Annotated in this window: 18 protein-coding genes; 3 read left to right on the top strand and 15 right to left on the bottom strand. The window is 61.1% G+C overall.

The genetic code is table 11. The features are described 5' to 3' along the window. Positions 1–2: 2 nt before the first annotated feature. From C1N62_RS03980 to ndk, 10 genes are all read right to left on the bottom strand, one after another. On the bottom strand, positions 3–959 hold the full coding sequence (locus C1N62_RS03980) for an AEC family transporter (RefSeq protein ID WP_137762407.1): 957 nt from the start codon (positions 957–959) through the stop codon (positions 3–5). A 54-nt stretch (positions 960–1,013) separates the two neighbouring features. After that, positions 1,014–2,504, bottom strand: a complete 1,491-nt coding sequence (gene der / locus C1N62_RS03975) for a ribosome biogenesis GTPase Der (protein WP_137762406.1) — start codon at positions 2,502–2,504, stop codon at positions 1,014–1,016. A gap of 144 nt (positions 2,505–2,648) precedes the next feature. Further along, positions 2,649–3,830, bottom strand: a complete 1,182-nt coding sequence (gene bamB / locus C1N62_RS03970) for an outer membrane protein assembly factor BamB (RefSeq protein WP_137762405.1) — start codon at positions 3,828–3,830, stop codon at positions 2,649–2,651. A gap of 10 nt (positions 3,831–3,840) precedes the next feature. Beyond that, on the bottom strand, positions 3,841–4,461 hold the full coding sequence (locus C1N62_RS03965; RefSeq protein ID WP_137762404.1) for a YfgM family protein: 621 nt from the start codon (positions 4,459–4,461) through the stop codon (positions 3,841–3,843). 13 nt (positions 4,462–4,474) lie between these two features. Then, the gene (hisS, locus tag C1N62_RS03960) at positions 4,475–5,749 is read right to left on the bottom strand and encodes a histidine--tRNA ligase (RefSeq protein WP_137762403.1); all 1,275 of its coding nucleotides are present in this window, start codon (positions 5,747–5,749) and stop codon (positions 4,475–4,477) included. Between the two features lie 127 nt (positions 5,750–5,876). Continuing rightward, entirely contained in the window at positions 5,877–6,995 is a 1,119-nt protein-coding gene (ispG, locus tag C1N62_RS03955) for a flavodoxin-dependent (E)-4-hydroxy-3-methylbut-2-enyl-diphosphate synthase (RefSeq protein ID WP_137762402.1), read from the bottom strand. A gap of 43 nt (positions 6,996–7,038) precedes the next feature. Beyond that, entirely contained in the window at positions 7,039–7,983 is a 945-nt protein-coding gene (gene rodZ / locus C1N62_RS03950; RefSeq protein WP_137762401.1) for a cytoskeleton protein RodZ, read from the bottom strand. After that, positions 7,973–8,746, bottom strand: a complete 774-nt coding sequence (gene pilW, locus C1N62_RS03945; RefSeq protein WP_137762400.1) for a type IV pilus biogenesis/stability protein PilW — start codon at positions 8,744–8,746, stop codon at positions 7,973–7,975. Before pilW ends, rodZ begins: the two co-directional genes overlap by 11 nt. Positions 8,747–8,839: 93 nt before the next feature. Continuing rightward, positions 8,840–9,913, bottom strand: a complete 1,074-nt coding sequence (locus tag C1N62_RS03940) for a bifunctional tRNA (adenosine(37)-C2)-methyltransferase TrmG/ribosomal RNA large subunit methyltransferase RlmN (RefSeq protein ID WP_240775759.1) — start codon at positions 9,911–9,913, stop codon at positions 8,840–8,842. A gap of 334 nt (positions 9,914–10,247) precedes the next feature. Continuing rightward, positions 10,248–10,679, bottom strand: coding sequence for a nucleoside-diphosphate kinase (gene ndk / locus C1N62_RS03935; RefSeq protein ID WP_072930234.1), 432 nt, complete (start codon positions 10,677–10,679; stop codon positions 10,248–10,250). Between the two features lie 393 nt (positions 10,680–11,072). Here ndk and C1N62_RS03930 point away from each other — a divergent pair, with 393 nt between their 5' ends. The 3 genes from C1N62_RS03930 to C1N62_RS03920 all read left to right on the top strand — a co-directional run bounded on the left by C1N62_RS03930 (position 11,073) and on the right by C1N62_RS03920 (position 14,983). Continuing rightward, positions 11,073–12,659, top strand: a complete 1,587-nt coding sequence (locus C1N62_RS03930; RefSeq protein WP_137762398.1) for a PTS transporter subunit EIIC — start codon at positions 11,073–11,075, stop codon at positions 12,657–12,659. A gap of 21 nt (positions 12,660–12,680) precedes the next feature. Next, a complete protein-coding gene (locus tag C1N62_RS03925; RefSeq protein WP_137762397.1) occupies positions 12,681–14,066 on the top strand; it encodes a 6-phospho-alpha-glucosidase in 1,386 nt (461 codons plus the stop codon). 107 nt (positions 14,067–14,173) lie between these two features. Beyond that, the gene (locus C1N62_RS03920) at positions 14,174–14,983 is read left to right on the top strand and encodes a MurR/RpiR family transcriptional regulator (RefSeq protein WP_137762396.1); all 810 of its coding nucleotides are present in this window, start codon (positions 14,174–14,176) and stop codon (positions 14,981–14,983) included. Here C1N62_RS03920 and sseB read toward each other — a convergent pair. From sseB to trmJ, 5 genes are all read right to left on the bottom strand, one after another. Then, positions 14,969–15,793, bottom strand: a complete 825-nt coding sequence (sseB, locus tag C1N62_RS03915; protein WP_137762395.1) for an enhanced serine sensitivity protein SseB — start codon at positions 15,791–15,793, stop codon at positions 14,969–14,971. The two genes, C1N62_RS03920 and sseB, sit on opposite strands and share 15 nt — an antisense overlap. A 92-nt stretch (positions 15,794–15,885) precedes the next feature. Further along, positions 15,886–17,181 carry an aminopeptidase PepB gene (gene pepB, locus C1N62_RS03910; RefSeq protein ID WP_137762394.1) on the bottom strand — a complete coding sequence of 432 codons (1,296 nt, stop codon included), beginning with the start codon at positions 17,179–17,181 and terminating at the stop codon, positions 15,886–15,888. 195 nt (positions 17,182–17,376) lie between these two features. After that, positions 17,377–18,591 (bottom strand): IscS subfamily cysteine desulfurase, encoded by a 1,215-nt coding sequence (locus C1N62_RS03905; RefSeq protein ID WP_137762393.1) that lies wholly within the window; start codon positions 18,589–18,591, stop codon positions 17,377–17,379. 49 nt (positions 18,592–18,640) lie between these two features. Further along, positions 18,641–19,138, bottom strand: a complete 498-nt coding sequence (gene iscR / locus C1N62_RS03900) for a Fe-S cluster assembly transcriptional regulator IscR (RefSeq protein WP_137762392.1) — start codon at positions 19,136–19,138, stop codon at positions 18,641–18,643. Positions 19,139–19,304: 166 nt separating this feature from the next. Beyond that, a complete protein-coding gene (gene trmJ / locus C1N62_RS03895) occupies positions 19,305–20,027 on the bottom strand; it encodes a tRNA (cytosine(32)/uridine(32)-2'-O)-methyltransferase TrmJ (RefSeq protein ID WP_137762391.1) in 723 nt (240 codons plus the stop codon). Positions 20,028–20,131: the final 104 nt, after the last annotated feature.

The raw sequence follows: 20,131 nt of genomic DNA, 5'->3' as shown, positions 1-20,131 counted from the left end.
GGTTACACCAGATTGAGGCTACGCAGCAGCGCCAGCCCCAGCGCGGTGGTGAAGAAGGAGCCGAGGGTAGTGAGGGCGATGATGTTCGCCGCCAGCGTGGCGTTGCCGCCCATCGCCCGCGTCATGACATAACTGCCAGCGGCGGTGGGGGTGCAGGAGAAGAGGAAAATCACGCCCAGCGCCGCGCCGGTAAAGCCGAACAGCGCCGCGCCGAGGGTCATCAGCCCCGGCACCACCAGCACCCGCGCGATGGAGGAGAAGGCCGCGACATTGGAGCTGCGAAACATCGCGCGCCAGTCAAGGCTGGCCCCGGCGCAGAGCATCGCCAGCGGCAGCGCCATGCCAGAGATAAACTCCCCGGTGGAGTAGATGGCGTCCGGCATCGTCCAGTGGGTCTGCTTGAACAGCAGGCCCAGCACCAAGCCGATGATCAGGGGGTTGGTGACAATCCCGCGCAGGATGGAGGCGAGGCTTGGCCCCTTCCCTGCCCCGGTCTGCAAGCTACGGCTCAGGGTAATCACCGACAGCACGTTGAACAGGATGACGGTGACGGCAATATACATCGAGCCAAGCGCCACCCCCTCTTTGCCAAACGCCAGCGAGGCGTAGGCCAGCCCGGCAATGCCAGTGTTGGCACGAAAAGCACCCTGCACAAAAATGCCGCGCTCACGTGGGTCTTTGACCAGCTTCAGCGCCGCCAACTCCAGCAGCAGGAAACTGACGAGGGTCGCCAGACCGCCATACACGGCCAGCGGCAGGTTGTGGCCAGCTTCGCTATTGTGGGTGGAGACGCTGAAAAACAGCAGGCAGGGTAGCGCGACGTTGAAGACGACCCGGCTGGCCTTGTCGCAGAAGTGGTCATCCATGATGTTAACGCGCTTTAAAAAGATCCCTAACACCAGCAACAACAGGTTGGGCACGGTCACGCCCAGTGCAAAACTCCAGGTCTGCCACATCATCCCTTTTCCTTCTCAAAAAAAACGGGATGCACTTAATGGTGCATCCCGCGTCGGTTATTTGCTCTTTTTCAGGTGGCTCATCAGGCGCTTGCGCTTGCGCATCTGGTTTGGCGTCAAGGTGTTACGCTTGCCAGCAAACGGGTTCTCACCCTCTTTGAACTGGATGCGGATTGGCGTCCCCATCACCTCCAGCGAGCGGCGGTAGTAGTTCATCAGGTAACGCTTGTAGGAGTCCGGCAGATCCTGCACCTGGTTACCGTGGATCACCACGATCGGCGGATTGTAGCCACCGGCGTGGGCATATTTCAGCTTCACGCGACGGCCACGCACCAGCGGCGGCTGGTGGTCATCGGCGGCCATCTGCATGATGCGGGTCAGCAGCGAAGTACCAACGCGGCGGGTGGCGCAGCGGTAGGCTTCGTTGACCGACTCAAACAGGTTGCCGACGCCGCTGCCGTGCAGGGCGGAGATGAAGTGGATGCGGGCGAAGTCAATGAAGCCCAGACGCAGATCCAGCGTCTCTTTCACCTGGTCGCGGATCTCCTGCGACAGGCCATCCCACTTGTTGACCACGATCACCAGCGAGCGACCGCTGTTAAGCACGAAGCCGAGCAGCGACAGATCCTGATCGGAGATGCCTTCGCGCGCGTCAATCACCAGCAGCACCACGTTGGCGTCTTCAATCGCCTGCAGGGTTTTGATGACAGAGAACTTCTCTACGGTGTCGGTCACTTTGCCGCGCTTGCGCACGCCAGCGGTGTCGATCAGCACGTATTCGCGCTCGTCACGCACCATCGGGATGTAGATGCTGTCACGGGTGGTGCCGGGCATGTCATAGACCACCACGCGCTCTTCGCCGAGGATGCGGTTGGTCAGGGTGGATTTGCCGACGTTCGGACGGCCCACGATGGCCAGTTTGATCGGCAGGCTCTCCGGATCGAAATCCTCCTCTTCCGCTTCTGCGGCAGCGGCGGCTTCCGCCTCCTCGCCCAGCTGCTCGGCCCAGTAGGCGGCGTTCGCCTCCTCTTCCGTCAGCTCAGCTGGCTCTTCGTGATCGACGAACGGCAGCAGCACGTGCTCAATCAGCTGGGTGATGCCACGGCCGTGCGAGGCCGCGATGGCGTGCACTTCGCCCATGCCAAGGGAGTAGAAGTCCGCGGCGGCGGCGTCAGCGTCAAGGCCGTCCACCTTGTTGGCGACCAGGAAAGTGGCCTTCTCGCGGCTGCGTAGGTGCTTGGCGATGCCCTCATCCGCTGGCATCAGGCCCGCGCGCGCATCGACCATGAACAGCACGATGTCCGCCTCTTCAATCGCCTTCAGCGACTGGCCAGCCATGTGCGTTTCCACGCCATCTTCAGTGCCATCAATCCCGCCGGTATCGACGATGATGAACTCGTTGCCTTCCACTTCTGCACGACCATACTTGCGGTCACGCGTCAGCCCGGGGAAATCCGCCACTAACGCATCACGCGTTTTGGTCAAACGGTTAAACAGGGTGGATTTACCCACATTCGGGCGCCCGACCAGCGCGACGACAGGTATCATTGTTGCAGCCTCATTACTTATAAATCAACATGTTACGCAAAACCCATGTAGGGCGGGTGATGCGTTTCAAAAAGACGAAACGGCCCCTGATCAACAGGAGCCGTTGGGGAGCCGCCAACGCAGCCCAAGGTATGTTACCGAATGTTAGCGGGTGAACGCGTAAACGTCACCGCTTTTCGCTTGTACCAGCAATTTATCGCTCGCCACGACCGGCGCGCTGAGCAGGCCGGAGCCGTCCACTTTGTGCTGGGCCACGAAACGGCCATCATCCGTATTGATCCAGTGCAGATAGCCTTCGGCATCACCGACCACCAGATAACCATTATACAACACCGGCGCAGTCAGGTTGCGGTGCAGCAGATCGCTCTGCCGCCACAGGCTGACGCCGCCCTGGGTGTTGAGCGCCACGACGCGGTCATCCTGATCGACAATAAAGATGCGACCGGCATCGACGATAAAGTCGCTGACCGATCCCACTTCACGTCGCCAGACGATCTGGCCGGAGCGCAGATCCAGTGCCACCAGGTTGCCGTTGTAGCCGAGTGCGTAGACCACGCCCTCTACCACGACCGGCGTGGTGTCCACGTCATTCAGGCGGTCAATCTCCGTGGCGCCGCTTGGCTGGGAGATGCGCTGTTGCCAGATCAACTGGCCCTCTTTCATCAGCACCGCGCTGACGCGGCCATTGTCGCCACCGACAATCGCTGCACCGAAGGCGGTAGTAGGGGCAGATTCGCCACGCAGGCTCAGGGAAGGCATATCCAGGTTCACCGTCCACTGCACGGTGCCATCCTTCTCGCTCAGCCCCTGCAACATGCCGTTGCTGGTGTGCACCAGCACCAGACCATCGCTGACCACCGGGCGGGAGACCGCTTCGCCCGCTACGCGGGTTTTCCAGGCAACCTGGCCGTCACTGCTGTTCAGTGCATAGACCTCGGCGCGCTCGCTGCCGACATAGACGTGGCTACCAGAGGCCGTCAGGCCGCCGGAGAGCAGCGCCGGACGGTTGCTGGAGAAGAAACCAGTCTTCTCAGACAGGTCTACCTTCCAGATCTCTTTGCCGCTGTCGGCATCCAGCGCCTTCACCAGACCGTCGCGGTCAGCGGCGAATACGCTACTGCCCTGCCAGGCCGGGCGCAGGTTGGAGTAGAACTCACCGGTGCCGTCGCCCACGGAGACGTCCCAGACCTTGGTCGGCGTAAATTGATTTTCCACTTTCGGCAGTGGGGACATGGTGACCACGTCCTCTTCACCGCTGAACAGTGAGCACCCACTCAGCAGGGCCGTTGAAACCAATCCTACCAAGAGTGTTTTCCGCAATTGCATTGGCATCCCCTTAGCTGGCCAAATTATTTAACTTCATGCGCAGCAGCGCCTCTTGCGCCTGCGAAGCCTTCGCATCGATGCCTTTACTGTATGCGTCACGCGCGCCCTTCAGGTCGCCCTTGCGCACCAGAACATCACCACGGATGTCCTGCACCATCGCTGACCAGCTCGCGCCCTTGACGCCATCCAGCGTCTTGAGTGCGTCATCCAGCTTGTTCTGTTGCAGTTGGAGGCGAGCCTGACGCAGCGCGATCAGCGGCAGCAGGTTCTCATCCTTGGTCAGGGTGCTGGCCTGCGCCAGTTGCTTCTCCGCCGCCGCGTAATCTTTCTGGTCAACGTAGTGCTGCGCCAGTTGCAGGGCGGCAAACGCGCCATAGTTGTTGTCGTTGGCCTGCACGAACTGCTCGGTGGCCTTCACCCCTTCCGGCTTATTCGCCGCCAGAGCCTCTGTCGCTTTCTGATAGGCAACCGACGCCCCGGCCAGCGCTGTTGACTGGTGGCTCTGCCAGTAGCGCCACCCCAACAGGGCACCAATGCCCAGCACCACGCCAACCGCCAATGCCTTGCCGTTCTCCGAGAAGAAGCGGCGAATCACATCGACCTGTTCGTTTTCAGTGGTATAGACTTCCACGGTGACCCTCTCCTTAACCTAACATCGTTGCCAGACGCGCCGCGATCTCGCTTTGCGCCAGCGTCTCTTGTTCACCACTTTGCAGGTTTTTCACCACCACCTGCTGGGCCGCCACCTCATTTTCGCCGAGCACCAGGGCCACGCGTGCGCCCCATTTGTCTGCCCGGGCGAACTGCTTCTTGAAGTTGCCGCCGCCGTAGTTGGTCATCAGCCGCAGGTGCGGCGCCTCATCACGCACGCGCTCTGCCAGCGCCATCGCCGCGCTTTGGGTGCCCGCGCCGGAGGAGATGACATAGATATCCACCGTGGCAGGCGCCTTGAACTCTGGGTTGACTGCCTGCACCAGCAGCACCAAGCGCTCCAGGCCCATGGCGAAACCGACCGCCGGGGTGGCGCGCCCGCCGAGCTGCTCAACCAGACCGTCGTAACGACCGCCGGCACAGACCGTGCCCTGCGCGCCGAGGCTGGTGGTGACCCACTCAAACACGGTGCGGTTGTAGTAGTCGAGGCCGCGAACCAGCCGCTGATTGACCGTATATGGGATGCCTGCCTGCTCCAAAAGTTCACACAGGCCGGAAAAGTGTTGTTTTGACTCGTCATCCAGGTAGTCACCCAGCACCGGCGCGTCGTTCAGCAGGCGCTGCACGTCCGGATTTTTCGAGTCGAGCACGCGCAGCGGGTTGCTGTACATGCGGCGTTTGCAATCTTCGTCCAGCACGGACTCATGCTGCTCCAGGAAGGCCACCAGCGCGTCACGGTAGTTGGCGCGCGCCTCCAGCGAACCGATGGAGTTCAGCTCCAGCGCCACGTGCTCCGCGATGCCCAGCGCCTTCCACCAGCGGGCGGTCAGCAGGATCAGCTCGGCATCAATGTCCGGGCCTTGCAGGCCGAACACTTCCGCGCCGAGTTGGTGGAACTGGCGGTAGCGCCCCTTCTGTGGGCGCTCGTAGCGGAACATCGGGCCGATGTACCACAGGCGCTGTTCCTGATTGTACAGCAGACCATGCTCAATGCCGGCGCGCACGCAGCCTGCCGTCCCTTCCGGGCGCAGGGTCAGGCTCTCGCCGTTGCGGTCGTCAAAGGTGTACATCTCTTTCTCAACCACATCGGTCACTTCGCCGATGGCGCGCTTGAACAACGGGGTCTGCTCTACAATCGGCAGGCGGATTTCACTGTAGCCGTAGCCGCTCAGCACCTGCTTCAGGGTGCCCTCAATACGCTGCCATAATGCCGTCTCTTCCGGCAGGTAGTCGTTCATGCCGCGAATGGCTTGAATGTTCTTTGCCACGTCAGTTCTCTATTGTCTTAATACAAAAAATGAACCCGATTATAGGGGCTTTGCCTGCCGCGGTTCAATGCGGGCGCCCCGGCGGGTTCAATAGAAAACGGGCCGCCACTGCAGCCCGCTACCGATGTCACTCTTGCGTGTTGATCACGATGCGCTTGCTTTCATCCATCATCGCTGCCTTGGCGCGAATCTTGGCTTCCAGCTGGTCGATCATCTGCTCGTTGTCGAAGCGGTCACGCTGGCGGACGCCATCCTCATAGAAGCCACTCTTGTTGTGGCCGCCGGTGACGCCGAGGGTGGAGACCAGCGCCTCGCCCGGCCCGTTGACCACGCAGCCGATGATGGAGACATCCATCGGTGTGATGATGTCCTCAAGCCGCTGCTCCAGCGCGTTCACGGTGCCGATGACGTCAAACTCCTGGCGGGAGCAGGTCGGGCAGGCGATGAAGTTGATGCCGCGCGAGCGGATGCGCAGGGATTTAAGGATGTCGAAGCCCACCTTCACCTCCTCCACCGGGTCAGCGGCGAGGGAGATGCGCAGCGTGTCGCCGATGCCCTCAGAGAGTAGCAGGCCAAGGCCAATCGCCGACTTCACCGCGCCAGCACGCGCGCCGCCCGCCTCGGTGATGCCGAGGTGCAGCGGCTGGTCAATCTGCTTGGCCAGCAGGCGGTAGGCTTCCACCGCCAGGAAGACGTCGGAGGCCTTGACGCTCACCTTGAACTGGTCAAAGTTCAGGCGGTCGAGGATGTCAACGTGGCGCATGGCGGACTCCAGCAGGGCCTGCGGGGTCGGTTCGCCATATTTCTCTTGCAGGTCGCGCTCCAGGGAGCCGCCGTTGACGCCGATGCGAATCGGAATGTTGTTGTCGCGGGCGCAATCCACCACGGTGCGGATGCGTGATTCGTTGCCGATGTTGCCGGGGTTGATGCGCAGGCAGTCTACGCCGTACTCCGCCACTTTCAGCGCGATACGGTAGTCAAAGTGAATATCCGCCACCAGCGGCACGTTGACCTGTTGCTTGATCAGTTTGAACGCCTCAGCGGCATCCATGGTCGGGATAGAGACGCGAACGATGTCCACGCCCACGCGTTCCAGGGACTTAATCTGTTTAACGGTCGCTTCGACATCGGTGGTACGGGTGTTGGTCATCGATTGCACGGCAATCGGTGCACCATCACCAATAGGCACCTGTCCGACGTAAATCCGTTTTGATTTGCGGCGGGTAATGGGTGCTTGGTTATGCATTTCTTGCTCTCCATTGCTGCGGGCGCATGACGCGGGTGCCCTATTATTCGGCAGTCAGTGTCAGGCGCGCAACACGGTTTGTCTTGATGAATTGACTGAGATCAACCGGCTTACCCTGATACTGGATCTCGACCGCACGCGGCGCGCCGATTTTCAGTTTAAACGGCGCCGTGCCGTTCAGGTTCAGCTTGCCGCCGCTTTTCTGGATGCCGCTGAACAGGGTTTTGCCTGTCGCGTCATTCACTTGCAGCCAGCAGTCGGCGTTGAAATTCATGACAATCGTCCCGGCGTCAGCGGCCGGAGCCGCTTCTGCCGGGGTGGTCACCGGCGCGGCAACCGGGGCCTGAGCCGGGGAGACCGCGGCCGGAGCCTGATCAACCGGCGCAGGGGTCTGCGCGGTGGCAGCCGGGGTCTGCGGCGCGATGGCAACCGGCTGGGCAGGCGTGGCGGCGCTGTCCGGCGGCGTGCCGGTCGCGTCGCTGCTGTCATCGCCGTTGCCCAATGGAATAGGCTGGGCATCGCCCTGTGAAAGCTGTGCGGAGCTTTGGTCAGCCATGGTGGCGATCTCCTGCTGCTGGGCCTGATGGTTCTGCCACCACCATGCGCCGGTCAGCCCGAGCACCACAAACACGATTAACCAGGTGAACCCCATCAGCCAGCCGTCGCGCTTCTTGCGTGACTTGCCGAGGGAGAAGCTCTGCATGGGCGCGACTTTTGCCGCACGAACCGGCGTCTGCTTGGCCATCAGCGGCAGCAGCTCCTCTTCCGGGATGTGCACCAGCCGCGCATAAGAGCGGATATAGCCGCGCAGGAAGGTAGAAGCCAGGTCTGGCGGCGCGTTGTCATCTTCGATGTCACGTACCGTGGAGACTTTCAGGCACAGGCGCTCGGCCACTGCCTGCTGGCTCAACCCAAGCTGTTCGCGGGCCTGACGCAGGCGCTCGCCCGTCGTTTTGGAGATGTGATCTTGAGAGGCTTCAGTATTCATTAGCTAGAAACTGCTGGTACTGTTTGGATTGTGGAAAACTTCGCGCCAACTGCCTGCCATAACGTTCGAGCTTGTCCTGGCGGCCATCCAGCGCGGCGAAACGAATCTGTAACCATAAGCTGTCGGCACTGGCCGGCAGAATATGTTGGTAAACCTCCAGCAACAGCCGCGCCTGATCGCGTCGCCCTTCGCTGAAACGGCGTTCAGCCTCTGCCAGCAGGTGCGTCCCTTTGTCAGGGTCGACCTTCAATGCCCGGCCCAGCAATACCCGCGCATCATCCTGTTGATTGGCCTGCAAAAAGCAGTAGCCGGCGTTCTCCAGGCTGTCAGCCACCTGGCCCGTATCGGGTGCAGTGGCGGCGGCGCTAAACTGCTGTTGTGCCGGTACATACTGCCCTAAACTACACAAAAACGCACCGTAATTATTCATGACGGTGCCATTTCGCGGGGCCAGTTGCAGGGCGCGCTGGTAGCGCTGTTGCGCGTCCTCATTTTCCCCGACACGCTGCGCGTAGAGCGCCATGCCAAGCTGGGTGCGGTAATCCTGTGGGGCGGCCTTCACCGCCTTCTCCAGGTTCTGCCGCGCGGCGGGCAAATTGCCCTGCGACAGATAGCTCAGCCCCAACTGCAGGCGGGCATCCGCTGGCGCGCCAGCGTCCGTTTCCGGCTCACTTGGCCCGGAGCTGGCGCACCCTGCCAGCAGCCCTGCCGCCAGCAGTCCCGAAGCCAGCAGTGGCCTCTTCCACAACATTTTCAGCAACATGCGTTTCATTCCCTGGAACGCGGCAGCCCGTGCCGTTCCGAATCTGCGAGAGGGAGGCGCGGCGGCTTAACCCGCCACGCCCTCAGGCCAGGCTCAGAGTGCTTTTACCGAAATCGGCTCCCCTGCCATCTTCTTCTTCAGGGTACGCTTGGTCCGGTCGATCACCTCGCCCGCCAACTGTCCGCAGGCGGCGTCAATGTCGTCACCGCGGGTCTTACGGACAATAGTCGTAAAACCATATTCCATCAACACTTTGGCAAAGCGATCAACGCGACTATTCGAGCTGCGTCCATAAGGTGCGCCCGGGAAGGGGTTCCACGGAATCAGGTTGATCTTGCAGGGGGTCTCTTTCAGCAGGGCTGCCAGCTCATGGGCGTGCTCGGTGCCGTCGTTGACGTGGTCGAGCATCACGTACTCAATGGTCACGCGGCCTTGGTTGGCATTGGACTTCTCCAGGTAGCGGCGTACCGCGGCCAGGAAGGTCTCAATGTTGTACTTCTTATTGATCGGCACGATCTCATCACGGATGGTGTCGTTCGGCGCGTGCAGCGAGATGGCCAGCGCCACGTCGATCATGTCGCCCAGCTTGTCCAGCGCCGGCACCACACCAGAGGTGGAGAGGGTCACGCGGCGTTTGGAGAGGCCAAAACCGAAGTCATCCAGCATGATCTCCATGGCCGGCACCACGTTGTTCAGGTTGAGCAGCGGCTCACCCATGCCCATCATCACCACGTTGGTGATGGGGCGTTGGCCGGTGACTTTGGCCGCGCCAATGATTTTGGCGGCGCGCCACACCTGGCCGATAATCTCGGAGACGCGCAGGTTGCGGTTGAAGCCCTGCTGCGCGGTCGAACAGAATTTGCACTCCAGCGCGCAACCGACCTGGGAGGAGACGCACAGGGTCGCGCGGTCATCTTCCGGGATGTAAACCGTCTCTACACGCTGGTCGCCGACCAGAATGACCCACTTGATGGTGCCATCTGCGGAGCGCTGCTCCTCCACCACTTCCGGCGCGCGGATCTCGGCAATCTGCTGCAACTTGTTGCGCAGTACCTTGTTGATGTCGGTCATCTGCTCGAAATCGTCGCAGCAGTAGTGGTACATCCACTTCATGACCTGATCGGCGCGGAAGGGTTTCTCACCCAGCTCGGCGAAAAATTCGCGCATCTGCTGGCGGTTGAGGTTGAGGAGGTTAATTTTTTCCGCAGCCGGTTTGACCGTTTGCACGGCGGACGCAGGAGAGTGGGAAGTTTCAGACACGGTTTGCCCAGAAGCTGTTGATTCTAACATGGATGTCGCGGCCTCGTTGTTACACTTTTGGCTCAAAGGAAGTGCACCCCGCCGTCACGGCGTGATGCGAAAACATGCGCCCCGAAAGAGCAGGCTCTGTCGGGGCGCAGTATTGTACAAATTTTAAGATAGCGACGCTATCGCGGAAAGCCCATGCTTAACCAATAATTGTTTCAGCAGGTGAATCTTTCAGTTCGCTATCATTCACCAATTAACGAGTGCGCGGGCACAGCTCGTTTTCGGTGAAGAAGTACGCGATTTCGCGCTGGGCAGACTCTACCGCGTCAGAACCGTGAACGGCGTTCTCGGTGAAGCTGTCCGCGTAGTCAGCACGCAGGGTGCCAGCCAGAGCGTTGTCCGGGTTGGTTGCACCCATGATGTCGCGGTTGCGCTGAACGGCGTTCTCGCCTTCCAGAACCTGCATCATGATCGGGCCAGAGGTCATGAACTCAACCAGACCGTCGAAGAACGGGCGGCCTTTGTGCTCAGCGTAGAAGCCTTCAGCCTGCTCACGGGTCAGGTGAACCATTTTGGCAGCAACGATTTTGAAACCAGCGGCTTCGAAACGTGCGTAGATAGAACCAATGGCGTTCTTAGCCACTGCGTTCGGTTTGATCATGGAAAAAGTACGTTCGATAGTCATGTCAACCTCTGTCTGACGTCCTGGGGGGCAGGCATAAAAGTTAGCCCGCCGTGAAATGGCGCCGATTATAGGGGGCGATGCCGCGCTTGCCTACCGGTAACACAACATTTAGTTAAAATAACTTTAGCTAAAACCCTACCATTTGTGTACATATGCGATCGCGTTCATATCAGCCAGCCTAATGGATGCTACTGTTGTGCAAACCCTCGCTAAAAAATGCCAAGTCGATCACGTTCCCAACCGTTACATGTAACCTTTGCCGTAAATTGTTTCTAAAACAGCCAGATAGCTGGCGAGCCACCGACTCTGCTGTTAGCCTCTCCCTGACCGCTGCTGGTTTTATTTACAGCCTTTTGACCGACCGGCCGCCACGCATCCTATATCGAGGTCACCATGAATCGTGCCGTCAATGCACTGCAAGCTTTTGGCAAATCGCTCTATGGTCCGGTGCTGATCCTTCCCATCGTCGGGATGTTTATCGCCCTCGGCAACCTGTTTGGCAACGGCAACCTGGCGGCCTGGGTGCCCTTCCTTAACCATCCGCTGGTGCAGGAGATTGGGCAGCTGGTGGCTAAATCCTCGGTCTCGATTCTGGCTAACTTGGCGCTGGTGTTCGCCGTCGGCATCCCGATTGGGCTGGCGAAGCGTGACAAGGGCTATGCCGCCCTGATTGGGTTAGTGGTGTTCATCATCTTTATTAACGCCATGAGCATCACCCTGCAACTACAGGGGCGGCTGGCGCCCGCGGAGTCGATGCGCGCCGCTGGGCAGGGTATGGTGCTGGGCGTGCAGGTGCTGGAGATGGGGGTGTTCGCCGGTATCCTGACGGGCGCCATCTCTGGCATCCTCTATAACCGCTACTCGCCAACCCAGTTCACTGGCGTGATGGCCATCTACTCCGGCCACTGCTTCGTGGCGATGCTTGGCATCCCGCTGGCAATTACGCTCGGCGTGGTGATGAGCGAGCTGTGGCCCTTCGCGCAGCAGGGTATCAGCGCCCTTGCCTACGGCATCCGCGGTGCTGGCCCGGTTGGCGTGGCGATCTACGGCTTTCTGGAGCGCATCCTGATCCCCACCGGCCTGCACCATCTGGTCTATACGCCCTTCCTCTATACCGAACTGGGCGGCAGCCAGGAGGTGTGCGGCACCCTCTACCGTGGCGCGCGCAACATCTACTTTGCGGAGATGGCCTGCCCTACCGTGAAGCAACTTAGCCCCACCGTGATGTGGGATGCGCGCGGCATCAGCAAAATGTTCGGCCTGACGGCGGCGGCGTTGGCGATGATCAGCACCGCCAAACCCGAGCGCCGGGCGGCGGCGAAGGCCATCCTGCTGCCCGCCGCCCTCACCTCGCTGCTGATTGGCGTGACCGAGCCACTGGAGTTCTCCTTTCTGTTTGTTGCCCCGCTGCTGTTCGTGACCCATGCGGTGCTGGCTGGCCTTGGCATGATGCTGTTCGCGCTGCTGGGCGTCCACGCCATTGGTGCCAATGGCGTGATTGATTTCGTGCTCTACAACCTGCCGCTGGGCACTGAGAAGTCCAACTGGCCGATGTACCTGCTGGTGGGCGCAATCATGGCGGTGGTCTATTTCACGGTCTTCCGTTTCCTGATCCTGCGCTTTGACATGAAAACGCCGGGGCGCGAGGAGGAGGATCAGGAGACGCGCCTCTACAGCAAGCAGGATTACCAGCAGCGCGGCCAACGTGGCGTAGCGGGCGCTGAGCCGACCACGGCGGAGAACGAAGCCTTGGGGCTGGGCCAGCGCATCATCGCCGGGCTGGGCGGCAAGCAGAACATTGACGTGATTGACAACTGTTACACCCGGCTGCGGGTGACGGTGCGGGATACCAGCACCATCAATGAGCAGCAGCTCAAACAGACCGGCGCGCGTGGCGTCATCCTCCAGGGCAACAATGTCCAGGTGGTGTATGGGCTGCATGTGAAGAAAATGCGTGAGGCGGTAGAGATCGCGCTGTAACCGACCGACGAGGAGCACCTGATGACTACTGTGACCCAGACACCCGGCAACAAGGCCCCCTTTATCCTGTCGATTGCTGGCGGCGGCAGCACCTACACCCCCGGCATCGTCAAGAGCCTGATGCTGAAACTGGAGGCGTTCCCGCTGGCGGAGATCCGCCTGTATGACATTGACAGCGAACGCCAGAACACCATCGCGCCGGTGGTGGAAAAGGTGATCCGCGACCACAGTGACACCATTACTTTTACCGTCACCACCGACCCGGAGGTGGCCTTCAGTGGCGCGCACTTCGTGTTTGCGCAGATGCGCGTCGGCCAGTACAAAATGCGTGAGCAGGATGAGAAGATCCCGCTGCGGCATGGGGTGGTCGGCCAGGAGACCTGCGGGCCGGGCGGGCTGGCCTATGGCCTGCGCACCATTCTGCCAATGGTGGAGCTGATTGATTTGGTAGAGCGCTACGCCGATGCGCGCGCCTGGATCGTCAACTACTCCAACCCGGCGGCAATTGTCGCAGAGGGGGTACGCCGCCTGCGCCCCAATGCGCGGGTGCTGAATATCTGCGACATGCCGGTGGCCGCCATGCGTAATATCGCCGCCATCCTTGGGGTGCCACGCGAGGAGGTGACGGTGAACTACTTTGGCCTGAACCACTTCGGCTGGTTTACCCAAGTGTTTGTCGATGGCGTGGATCGGATGGCGGATCTGCGGGCGCACGTGGCGCGCTTCGGCCTGCTCACGGAGGATGCTGCCGCCACCGATCCCCAGCACGCCGATCCCTCCTGGGTGAAGACCTGGCGCAACATCCAGCCCCTGATGGAGCATTTCCCGGAGTACCTGCCCAACCCCTATCTCCAGTACTACCTGATGCCCAACCAGATCGTGGAGCATCAGGACCCGGACTATACCCGCGCCAATGAGGTGATGAATGGCCGGGAGAAAAAGCTGTTTGCCGCCGCGGCGGAGTATAAGCAGACCGGCATCCTGCCTGATGCTTTCCACGTCGGGGTGCATGGGGCATTTATTGTCGATGTTGCCCGTTCACTGGCCTTTGACCTGCGCCAGCGCCATCTGGTGATTGTGGAGAACCGCGGCGCGATTGCCAACCTGCCCTATGACGCCATGGTGGAGGTGCCCGCCTACATCACCGCCCAAGGGCCGGAGCCAGTGGTGGTAGGCGCAATCCCCCTGTTCTACAAGGGGCTGATGGAGCAGCAACTGGCCAGTGAGCAACTGCTGGTAGAGGCGACGATGGAGGGCAGTTATGAGAAGGCGTTGCAGGCCTTTACCCTGAACCGCACCATCCCAACCATGCAACATGCGAAGGCCATTCTCGATGAGATGATTGAGGCCAACCGCGACTACTGGCCAGCGCTGAAACGCGCCTATGAACAGGGTGTTGCACGCTGACTTTGCGGCACGCCGCGCAGAACCTGACAGAGAGCCGATGATTTGATTGAACCCAGACGCAGGCCACCCGTAGGATAGCCGCATCGCTATTGCCGGAGGGCCTGTGTTTGGATAATCGTCTTGCTTCGCTGCTGCAACGGGGCGATACCCTGACCCGTGCGGAGTATCGTGTTCTGGCCTATCTGGTTGATGATCGGCACCCCACTGACGATCAGCTCAGCCGCCTGACGGTCAGGACGCTGGCGCAGGAGACCTATGTCTCCACCGCCACTATCCTGCGCCTGTGCCATAAACTGGGGTTCAGCGGTTATAGCGAACTGCTGTTCCACATCAAGCAACTCCTGAACGGCCAGCCAGCCACGCCAGCCCTGCCTGAGGTAGCGAAAGCAGCGGATCTGCCTGCCGCCTTTGAGCACTTTATTGAGAACTATCGGCGGAGTTTCCGCTTTATTACCGCCGCCAAACAGCAGGCGTTCAGCCAGTTGCTGCGCGAGGAGGAGACGTTTTTCCTCTACGGCACCGGCTTTTCCCAGCTGTTTGCCGAGTACCTGACCAAGAAACTGCAACTGCTGGGGAAGAACGCACTGGTCTCCGGACTGGGTGACAGCCGTGGCATTTTCCTGCACAACGCCGCCAAATATCGCGTCTTTATTGCCATCTCACGCAGTGGCGAGACCGCCGCGGTGCTGGAGAAGGCGCGCATCGCCCGCAACATTGGCATGACGGTGGTGGCCTTCACCCGCGCGTCAGCGAACTCGCTGGCGCAGCTCTGTGACCTTCATCTGCCGCTCTATGATGATGCCAGCAGCGCGGCCGCCGAGGCCGGGGAGAGCAGCTCGTTTGAGTCCAACCTGATCTTGCTGATCGACCTGTTGCTGCTGGCGGCCTCGGCCCCGCCTTCGTCAGGCGATGCCTGACGAAGGGATAATGTTGCGCAGCCAGCTGCCCCAGCGGCGCTGGTAGAAGGGTTGGGTGTGCTGGATCAGGTAGTGGCTGATGCCGCGCTCCTTCTCAGAGACCAGACAGAAGTCGACCGCCTCGTTGTCCCCCAGTGCCTCGCTGGCCACGCTGCCCGCCTCCTGAATCAGATCCTCGATCTCCTGCTCGGTGGCCCCTTCCACTTCCAGCCCCACCAGCAGGTTGGGCTGCTCATCGTGGGCCTTGTCATGGATCAGCGCCAGAAAGGCGCGGCGCACCGGCTTGCGCTGGCTGAACAGGGTGGTCAATGCATCCACCATTGCGGCCGGGTAGTGCTCTGGCTGGCCAATCAGGTACTCATGACCGGCCTCCACCACCCGCTCCTGCGGCTTATTTACGCCGCCATCCTGCAACAGCAACGCCACCTCCTGCGCGGTGAACTCCTTGCCGTACTCGTTTTTCGGGTTCAGGAACAGCTCAGTGCCTTGGGTCATCTCAAACAGTACCCGCGCTGGCAGTGCCAGGAAGGGGTGCTCCCCCTCAATGGCGCGTTGCAGTGCCGCCAGCGAGGTGAAGAACGGCAACGCGCGCGTGCCATCCTGCTTCTCCCAGACTTGGAGGCTAAGCGGGCTGCCCGCCTCCAGTACCACCTCCCCCTGGGGGGCGGTGTTGTCGGTCAGTACCAGTACCGTGGACTCCAGCAGGGTGCGGTAGAAAGCCGGTCGCTGTGCCGGCTCGTTCATCGCCAGCATCAGCAGGTTTTCCAGTTCGCGTCCCTGCGTATCATCAGCAAAATTGGGTGTCGTCATCTGTTACTCCATCAACAAGCCGGAATGGCTTCAGATAAAAAAACGGGGCAGCCACGCCGCCCCGCTAATTGGGTTATGGGCGGCCGCGCCGCTTATTGTGCCTTATTGAGCAGCAGGTTCGCCAGGGTGCGAACCCCCAGACCGGTGGCGCCAGCTGACCACTGATCCACCGCCCCTTTGCGGTAGGTGGCGGAGCAGTCGATGTGCAGCCAGCCCTGCTGGTAGTGCTTCACAAAGTGCGACAGGAATGCCGCGGCAGTGCTGGCACCAGCGGTGTGGCTCGGGCCAGCGATGTTGTTCAGATCGGCAAAGTTGGAGGGCAACTGGCTACGATGGAACTCCGCCAGCGGCAAGCGCCAGAACGGCTCCTGCTCCTGCTGCGCGCTCGCCAACAGCTCGCCAGCCAGTGCGTCATCAAAGCTGAACAGCGCATGGTAGTCGCCGCCCAGCGCCGTTTTTGCTGCGCCGGTCAGGGTAGCGCAGTCAATCAGCAGTTGCGGCTGCTGCTCGGCGGCGTCAATCAAGCCATCCGCCAGCACCAGACGCCCCTCGGCATCGGTGTTCATCACCTCAACGGTTTTGCCATTGCGGTAACGGATGATGTCGCCCAGCTTGAAGGCGTTGCCGCTGACCATGTTGTCGGCGCAGCAGAGGTAGAGTTTGACGCGCTGTTGCAGGCCACGCGCCGCTGCCAGCGCCAGTGCGCCGGTCACGGTGGCCGCGCCGCCCATGTCGGCTTTCATGGAGTCCATCGACGCGCTCGGCTTCAGGCTGTAGCCACCGGTATCAAAGGTGATGCCCTTGCCCACCAGACAGGCGTAGACCGGCGCATCGGCGTCGCCGGTTGGGTTGTAGTCCAGCGCCAGCAGCACCGGCGGGCGCTCGGAGCCGCGACCCACGGTGTGGAGGCCGCTGTAATTCTGCTCGCGCAGATCCTCGCCCTTGGTGATGCGGTAGCTGACATGGCCGCCACCATACTCGCACAGCAGATCGACGGCGCGCTGCGCCAGCTGCTCCGGCCCCAGCTCCTCGGCTGGCGTGTTGATGGTGTTACGCACCCAGTCCACGATGGCCAGCCGGCGATCCAGCTCCTGGCGTGCCGCCTCCTCCAGCGTCGGCCAGGCGACCTGGCGCGCCCCTTTCGGGCTGCGGAAACCCTGCCAGAAGGCCCAGCACTGCTCCAGCCCCCAGCCCTCGCCGGTCAGGGCGACCTTGCGGATCCCCTGTCCATCAATGCGGCGCGCGGCGCGCTGGATCGCTGGCAAGGTGTCGTTGCCGTTCAGATGGATCGTGATGCCATCGTTGTTGGTACTCAGCAGCGCCTTCTCGCCCCAGCGGGCGTCAGCGGGTTGCTGTGAAAGGGCGATGTGCATTACTTCTGATGTCATAACAAACTCCTGATTGTTGTTCTCTTTGTCAGGGCAGGTCTGCGGCCACGCCACAGGCGAACGGAAACAAAGCGGGCCACCCAGTGGTAGCCCGTATTCATGACTTCTGTTATCTAACCAGACCCTCTGGGCGGCTGCCAGAGTTTTTTTAGGAGGGAGTGCGACGGCCGCCTGCGTAGAGACGGCCCAAGGAAATCAGCGTTGCGTCCAGGTGGTCTGGCCAGCGGCCAGCCCCTGCTGGTACTGCTGCCAGGCCGGTGAAGTTTGGCGCAGGCGATCCAGCGCCTTGCAGACCACGGCGATGGCGTAGTCGATCTCCTCCTCCGTGGTGAAGCGGCCGACCGAGAAGCGGATGGCACTGTGTGCCAGCTCCTCATCCAGCCCCAGCGCACGCAGCACATAGGAGGGTTCAAGGCTGGCGGAGGTGCAGGCCGAGCCGGAGGAGACGGCCAGATCCTTGAGTGCCATGATCAGCGACTCCCCTTCCACATAGCCAAAGCTGACGTTCAGCACCGAGGAAACCCCCTGCTCCAGCGAGCCATTGAGCTTGATCGCCTCAATCTCTTTGATGCCGTTCCACAGGCGATCGCGCAACGCACGCAGGCGTTCGCTCTCTTCGGCCATCTCCAGCCGGGCGATGCGGTAGGCCTCGCCCATGCCGACAATCTGGTGCACCGGCAGGGTGCCGGAGCGCATACCGCGCTCATGGCCGCCGCCGTGGATCTGCGCCTCAATCTGGATGCGGGGCTGGCGGCGCACGTAAAGGCCGCCGATGCCTTTCGGGCCATAAAGTTTGTGGCCGGAGAAGGACATCAGATCCACCGGCAGTTCCGCCAGATTAATCGGCAGCTTGCCGACGCTTTGGGTCGCGTCAACGTGGAACAGGATGCCACGGCTGCGGCAGAGCGCACCGATGGCGGCGATGTCCTGAATCACGCCAATCTCGTTGTTGACGTGCATGATCGAGACCAGCAGGGTGTCATCACGCATCGCGGCTTCCAGCGCGGCCAGATCAATCAGGCCATCGGGCTGCGGCGCCAGATAGGTGACGTCAAACCCCTCCAGCTCCAGCTGGCGGCAGGTGTCCAGCACCGCCTTGTGCTCGGTCTGGCTGGTGATGATGTGCCGACCCTTCTCGCGATGCGCATGGGCCGCGCCCTTGATCGCGAGGTTGTCGGACTCGGTTGCCCCGGAGGTAAAGACGATTTCGCGCGGGTCTGCGCCAATCAGTTCGGCAATGTCATTACGCGCCACATCCACCGCCTCTTCAGCCTGCCACCCGTAACGGTGCGAGCGGGAAGCCGGGTTGCCGAAGGTGCCATCCAGGGTCAGGCACTGCATCATCTTCCCGGCGACACGCGGGTCCGCTGGCGTCGTGGCTGAGTAGTCCAGGTAAATCGGTAATTTCATTGCTCTTCTGCTCCGTACATCACATGCAGGTTAACGCACCACCGCCGGTTTACGGGCGCAGGTTGACGTTAATTGTCTCCTGCGGACGGCCATTGGCACCGAGGCGGCGAGTCTCATTGTTCTGGCGATCGGCCACATCCAGTACTTCCTGGTTGTTCACCAACTCTGCCAACGTAATATTATTCAGGAATCCGCTGATGCGCTCGCTCAGGTCGCGCCACAGGGTATGGGTCAGGCAACGGTCACCGCCCTGGCAGCCCTCTTTCCCCTGGCAACGGGTGGCGTCCACGGACTCATCAACCGCGGTAATCACCGCACCAACCGCAATGTCACCGGCATCTTTGCCCAGCAGGTAGCCGCCACCGGGGCCGCGCACGCTGGCAACCAGACCGTTTTTACGCAGGCGTGAAAACAGCTGCTCCAGATAGGAGAGGGAAATTCCTTGGCGTTCAGAGATATCCGCTAAAGGCACCGGCCCTTCCTGGGAGTGCAACGCCACGTCCAGCATTGCGGTTACCGCATAACGACCCTTTGATGTCAGTCTCATGGCTAATCTTACCTGTTGGGGGATTGAATATGGCCTTGAGTCTGCCATTCCCGACTATTTCAGTCAACTATTTAACCGAGTAAAACAGTCAAGTATTAGCCGCCCGGCCTGAGGCCGGGCATTCAGCGGCCTATCGCTTAATAATAAGCCGCTGAAAATCAGATGGTTAAGGGCGCTGCTTCTCGATGGAACTGAGGATGCCACGCAGGATGTTCAGCTCCTGGCTCTCCGGGCGGGCGCGGGTGAACAGGCGGCGCAGGCGGCTCATGATCTGCCCAGGGTGCTGCGGGCGGATAAAACCGGTCTGCAACAGCACCTGCTCCAGGTGCTCATAGAAGCGCTCCAGATCGTCCACCAGCGGGTACTCCACCTCTTCCGGTGTCGCCTCGCCCGCCTCCTGACGCGCCAGCCAGGCAACGCGCACCTCGTAGGCGATCAGCTGCACTGCCATCGCCAGATTCAGCGAACTGTACTCCGGGTTGGCCGGGATGCAGACGTGGTAGTGGCACTTTTGCAGCTCGTCGTTGGTCAGCCCGACGCGCTCACGGCCAAATACCAGCGCTACCGGGGCGCTTTCGGCGGTCATGGCGCTCTTTACGCCGCACTCACGCGGTTCCAGCATCGGCCACGGCAGGGTGCGCGAACGGGCGCTGGTACCGACCACCAGACTGCATCCGGCAATCGCCTCATCCAGCGTGTCAACGATGGTGGCATTGCCAATGACGTCGCTGGCACCGGCCGCCAGAGAGATGGCCTGCGAGTCAGGCTTAACCAGCGGGTTGACCAGATAAAGGTTGGTGAGGCCCATGGTTTTCATGGCACGGGCGGTGGAGCCCATATTGCCGGTGTGGGAGGTTTCAACCAGAACAATGCGGATATTGTGCAGCATAGGAACTCTGAGGGTTGCGGAAAATCGTGACATGCTAACACAACCGTAGGTATTTTTCAGAACCCCTGCTATACTGCGCGCCGTTTCCCGTTCTTTAACATCCC

The sequence above is a fragment of the Nissabacter sp. SGAir0207 genome, from assembly GCF_005491205.1.
Lineage (GTDB): Bacteria > Pseudomonadota > Gammaproteobacteria > Enterobacterales > Enterobacteriaceae > Chimaeribacter.
Note: the sequence above shows the minus strand (reverse complement) of the source record. Positions and strands in the feature narration are given on the sequence as shown.

What these genes read in the sequence shown, in the direction of transcription:
- pepB (WP_137762394.1), bottom strand. Translation starts at nt 17,181, where the DNA reads ATGACATCAGAAGTAATGCACATCGCCCTTTCACAGCAACCCGCTGAC.
- iscR (WP_137762392.1), bottom strand. Translation starts at nt 19,138, where the DNA reads ATGAGACTGACATCAAAGGGTCGTTATGCGGTAACCGCAATGCTGGAC.
- rodZ (WP_137762401.1), bottom strand. Translation starts at nt 7,983, where the DNA reads ATGAATACTGAAGCCTCTCAAGATCACATCTCCAAAACGACGGGCGAG.
- C1N62_RS03930 (WP_137762398.1), top strand. Translation starts at nt 11,073, where the DNA reads ATGAATCGTGCCGTCAATGCACTGCAAGCTTTTGGCAAATCGCTCTAT.
- der (WP_137762406.1), bottom strand. Translation starts at nt 2,504, where the DNA reads ATGATACCTGTCGTCGCGCTGGTCGGGCGCCCGAATGTGGGTAAATCC.
- ispG (WP_137762402.1), bottom strand. Translation starts at nt 6,995, where the DNA reads ATGCATAACCAAGCACCCATTACCCGCCGCAAATCAAAACGGATTTAC.
- C1N62_RS03925 (WP_137762397.1), top strand. Translation starts at nt 12,681, where the DNA reads ATGACTACTGTGACCCAGACACCCGGCAACAAGGCCCCCTTTATCCTG.
- ndk (WP_072930234.1), bottom strand. Translation starts at nt 10,679, where the DNA reads ATGACTATCGAACGTACTTTTTCCATGATCAAACCGAACGCAGTGGCT.
- pilW (WP_137762400.1), bottom strand. Translation starts at nt 8,746, where the DNA reads ATGTTGCTGAAAATGTTGTGGAAGAGGCCACTGCTGGCTTCGGGACTG.
- trmJ (WP_137762391.1), bottom strand. Translation starts at nt 20,027, where the DNA reads ATGCTGCACAATATCCGCATTGTTCTGGTTGAAACCTCCCACACCGGC.
- C1N62_RS03905 (WP_137762393.1), bottom strand. Translation starts at nt 18,591, where the DNA reads ATGAAATTACCGATTTACCTGGACTACTCAGCCACGACGCCAGCGGAC.
- C1N62_RS03980 (WP_137762407.1), bottom strand. Translation starts at nt 959, where the DNA reads ATGATGTGGCAGACCTGGAGTTTTGCACTGGGCGTGACCGTGCCCAAC.
- C1N62_RS03940 (WP_240775759.1), bottom strand. Translation starts at nt 9,913, where the DNA reads ATGCGCGAATTTTTCGCCGAGCTGGGTGAGAAACCCTTCCGCGCCGAT.
- bamB (WP_137762405.1), bottom strand. Translation starts at nt 3,830, where the DNA reads ATGCAATTGCGGAAAACACTCTTGGTAGGATTGGTTTCAACGGCCCTG.
- sseB (WP_137762395.1), bottom strand. Translation starts at nt 15,793, where the DNA reads ATGACGACACCCAATTTTGCTGATGATACGCAGGGACGCGAACTGGAA.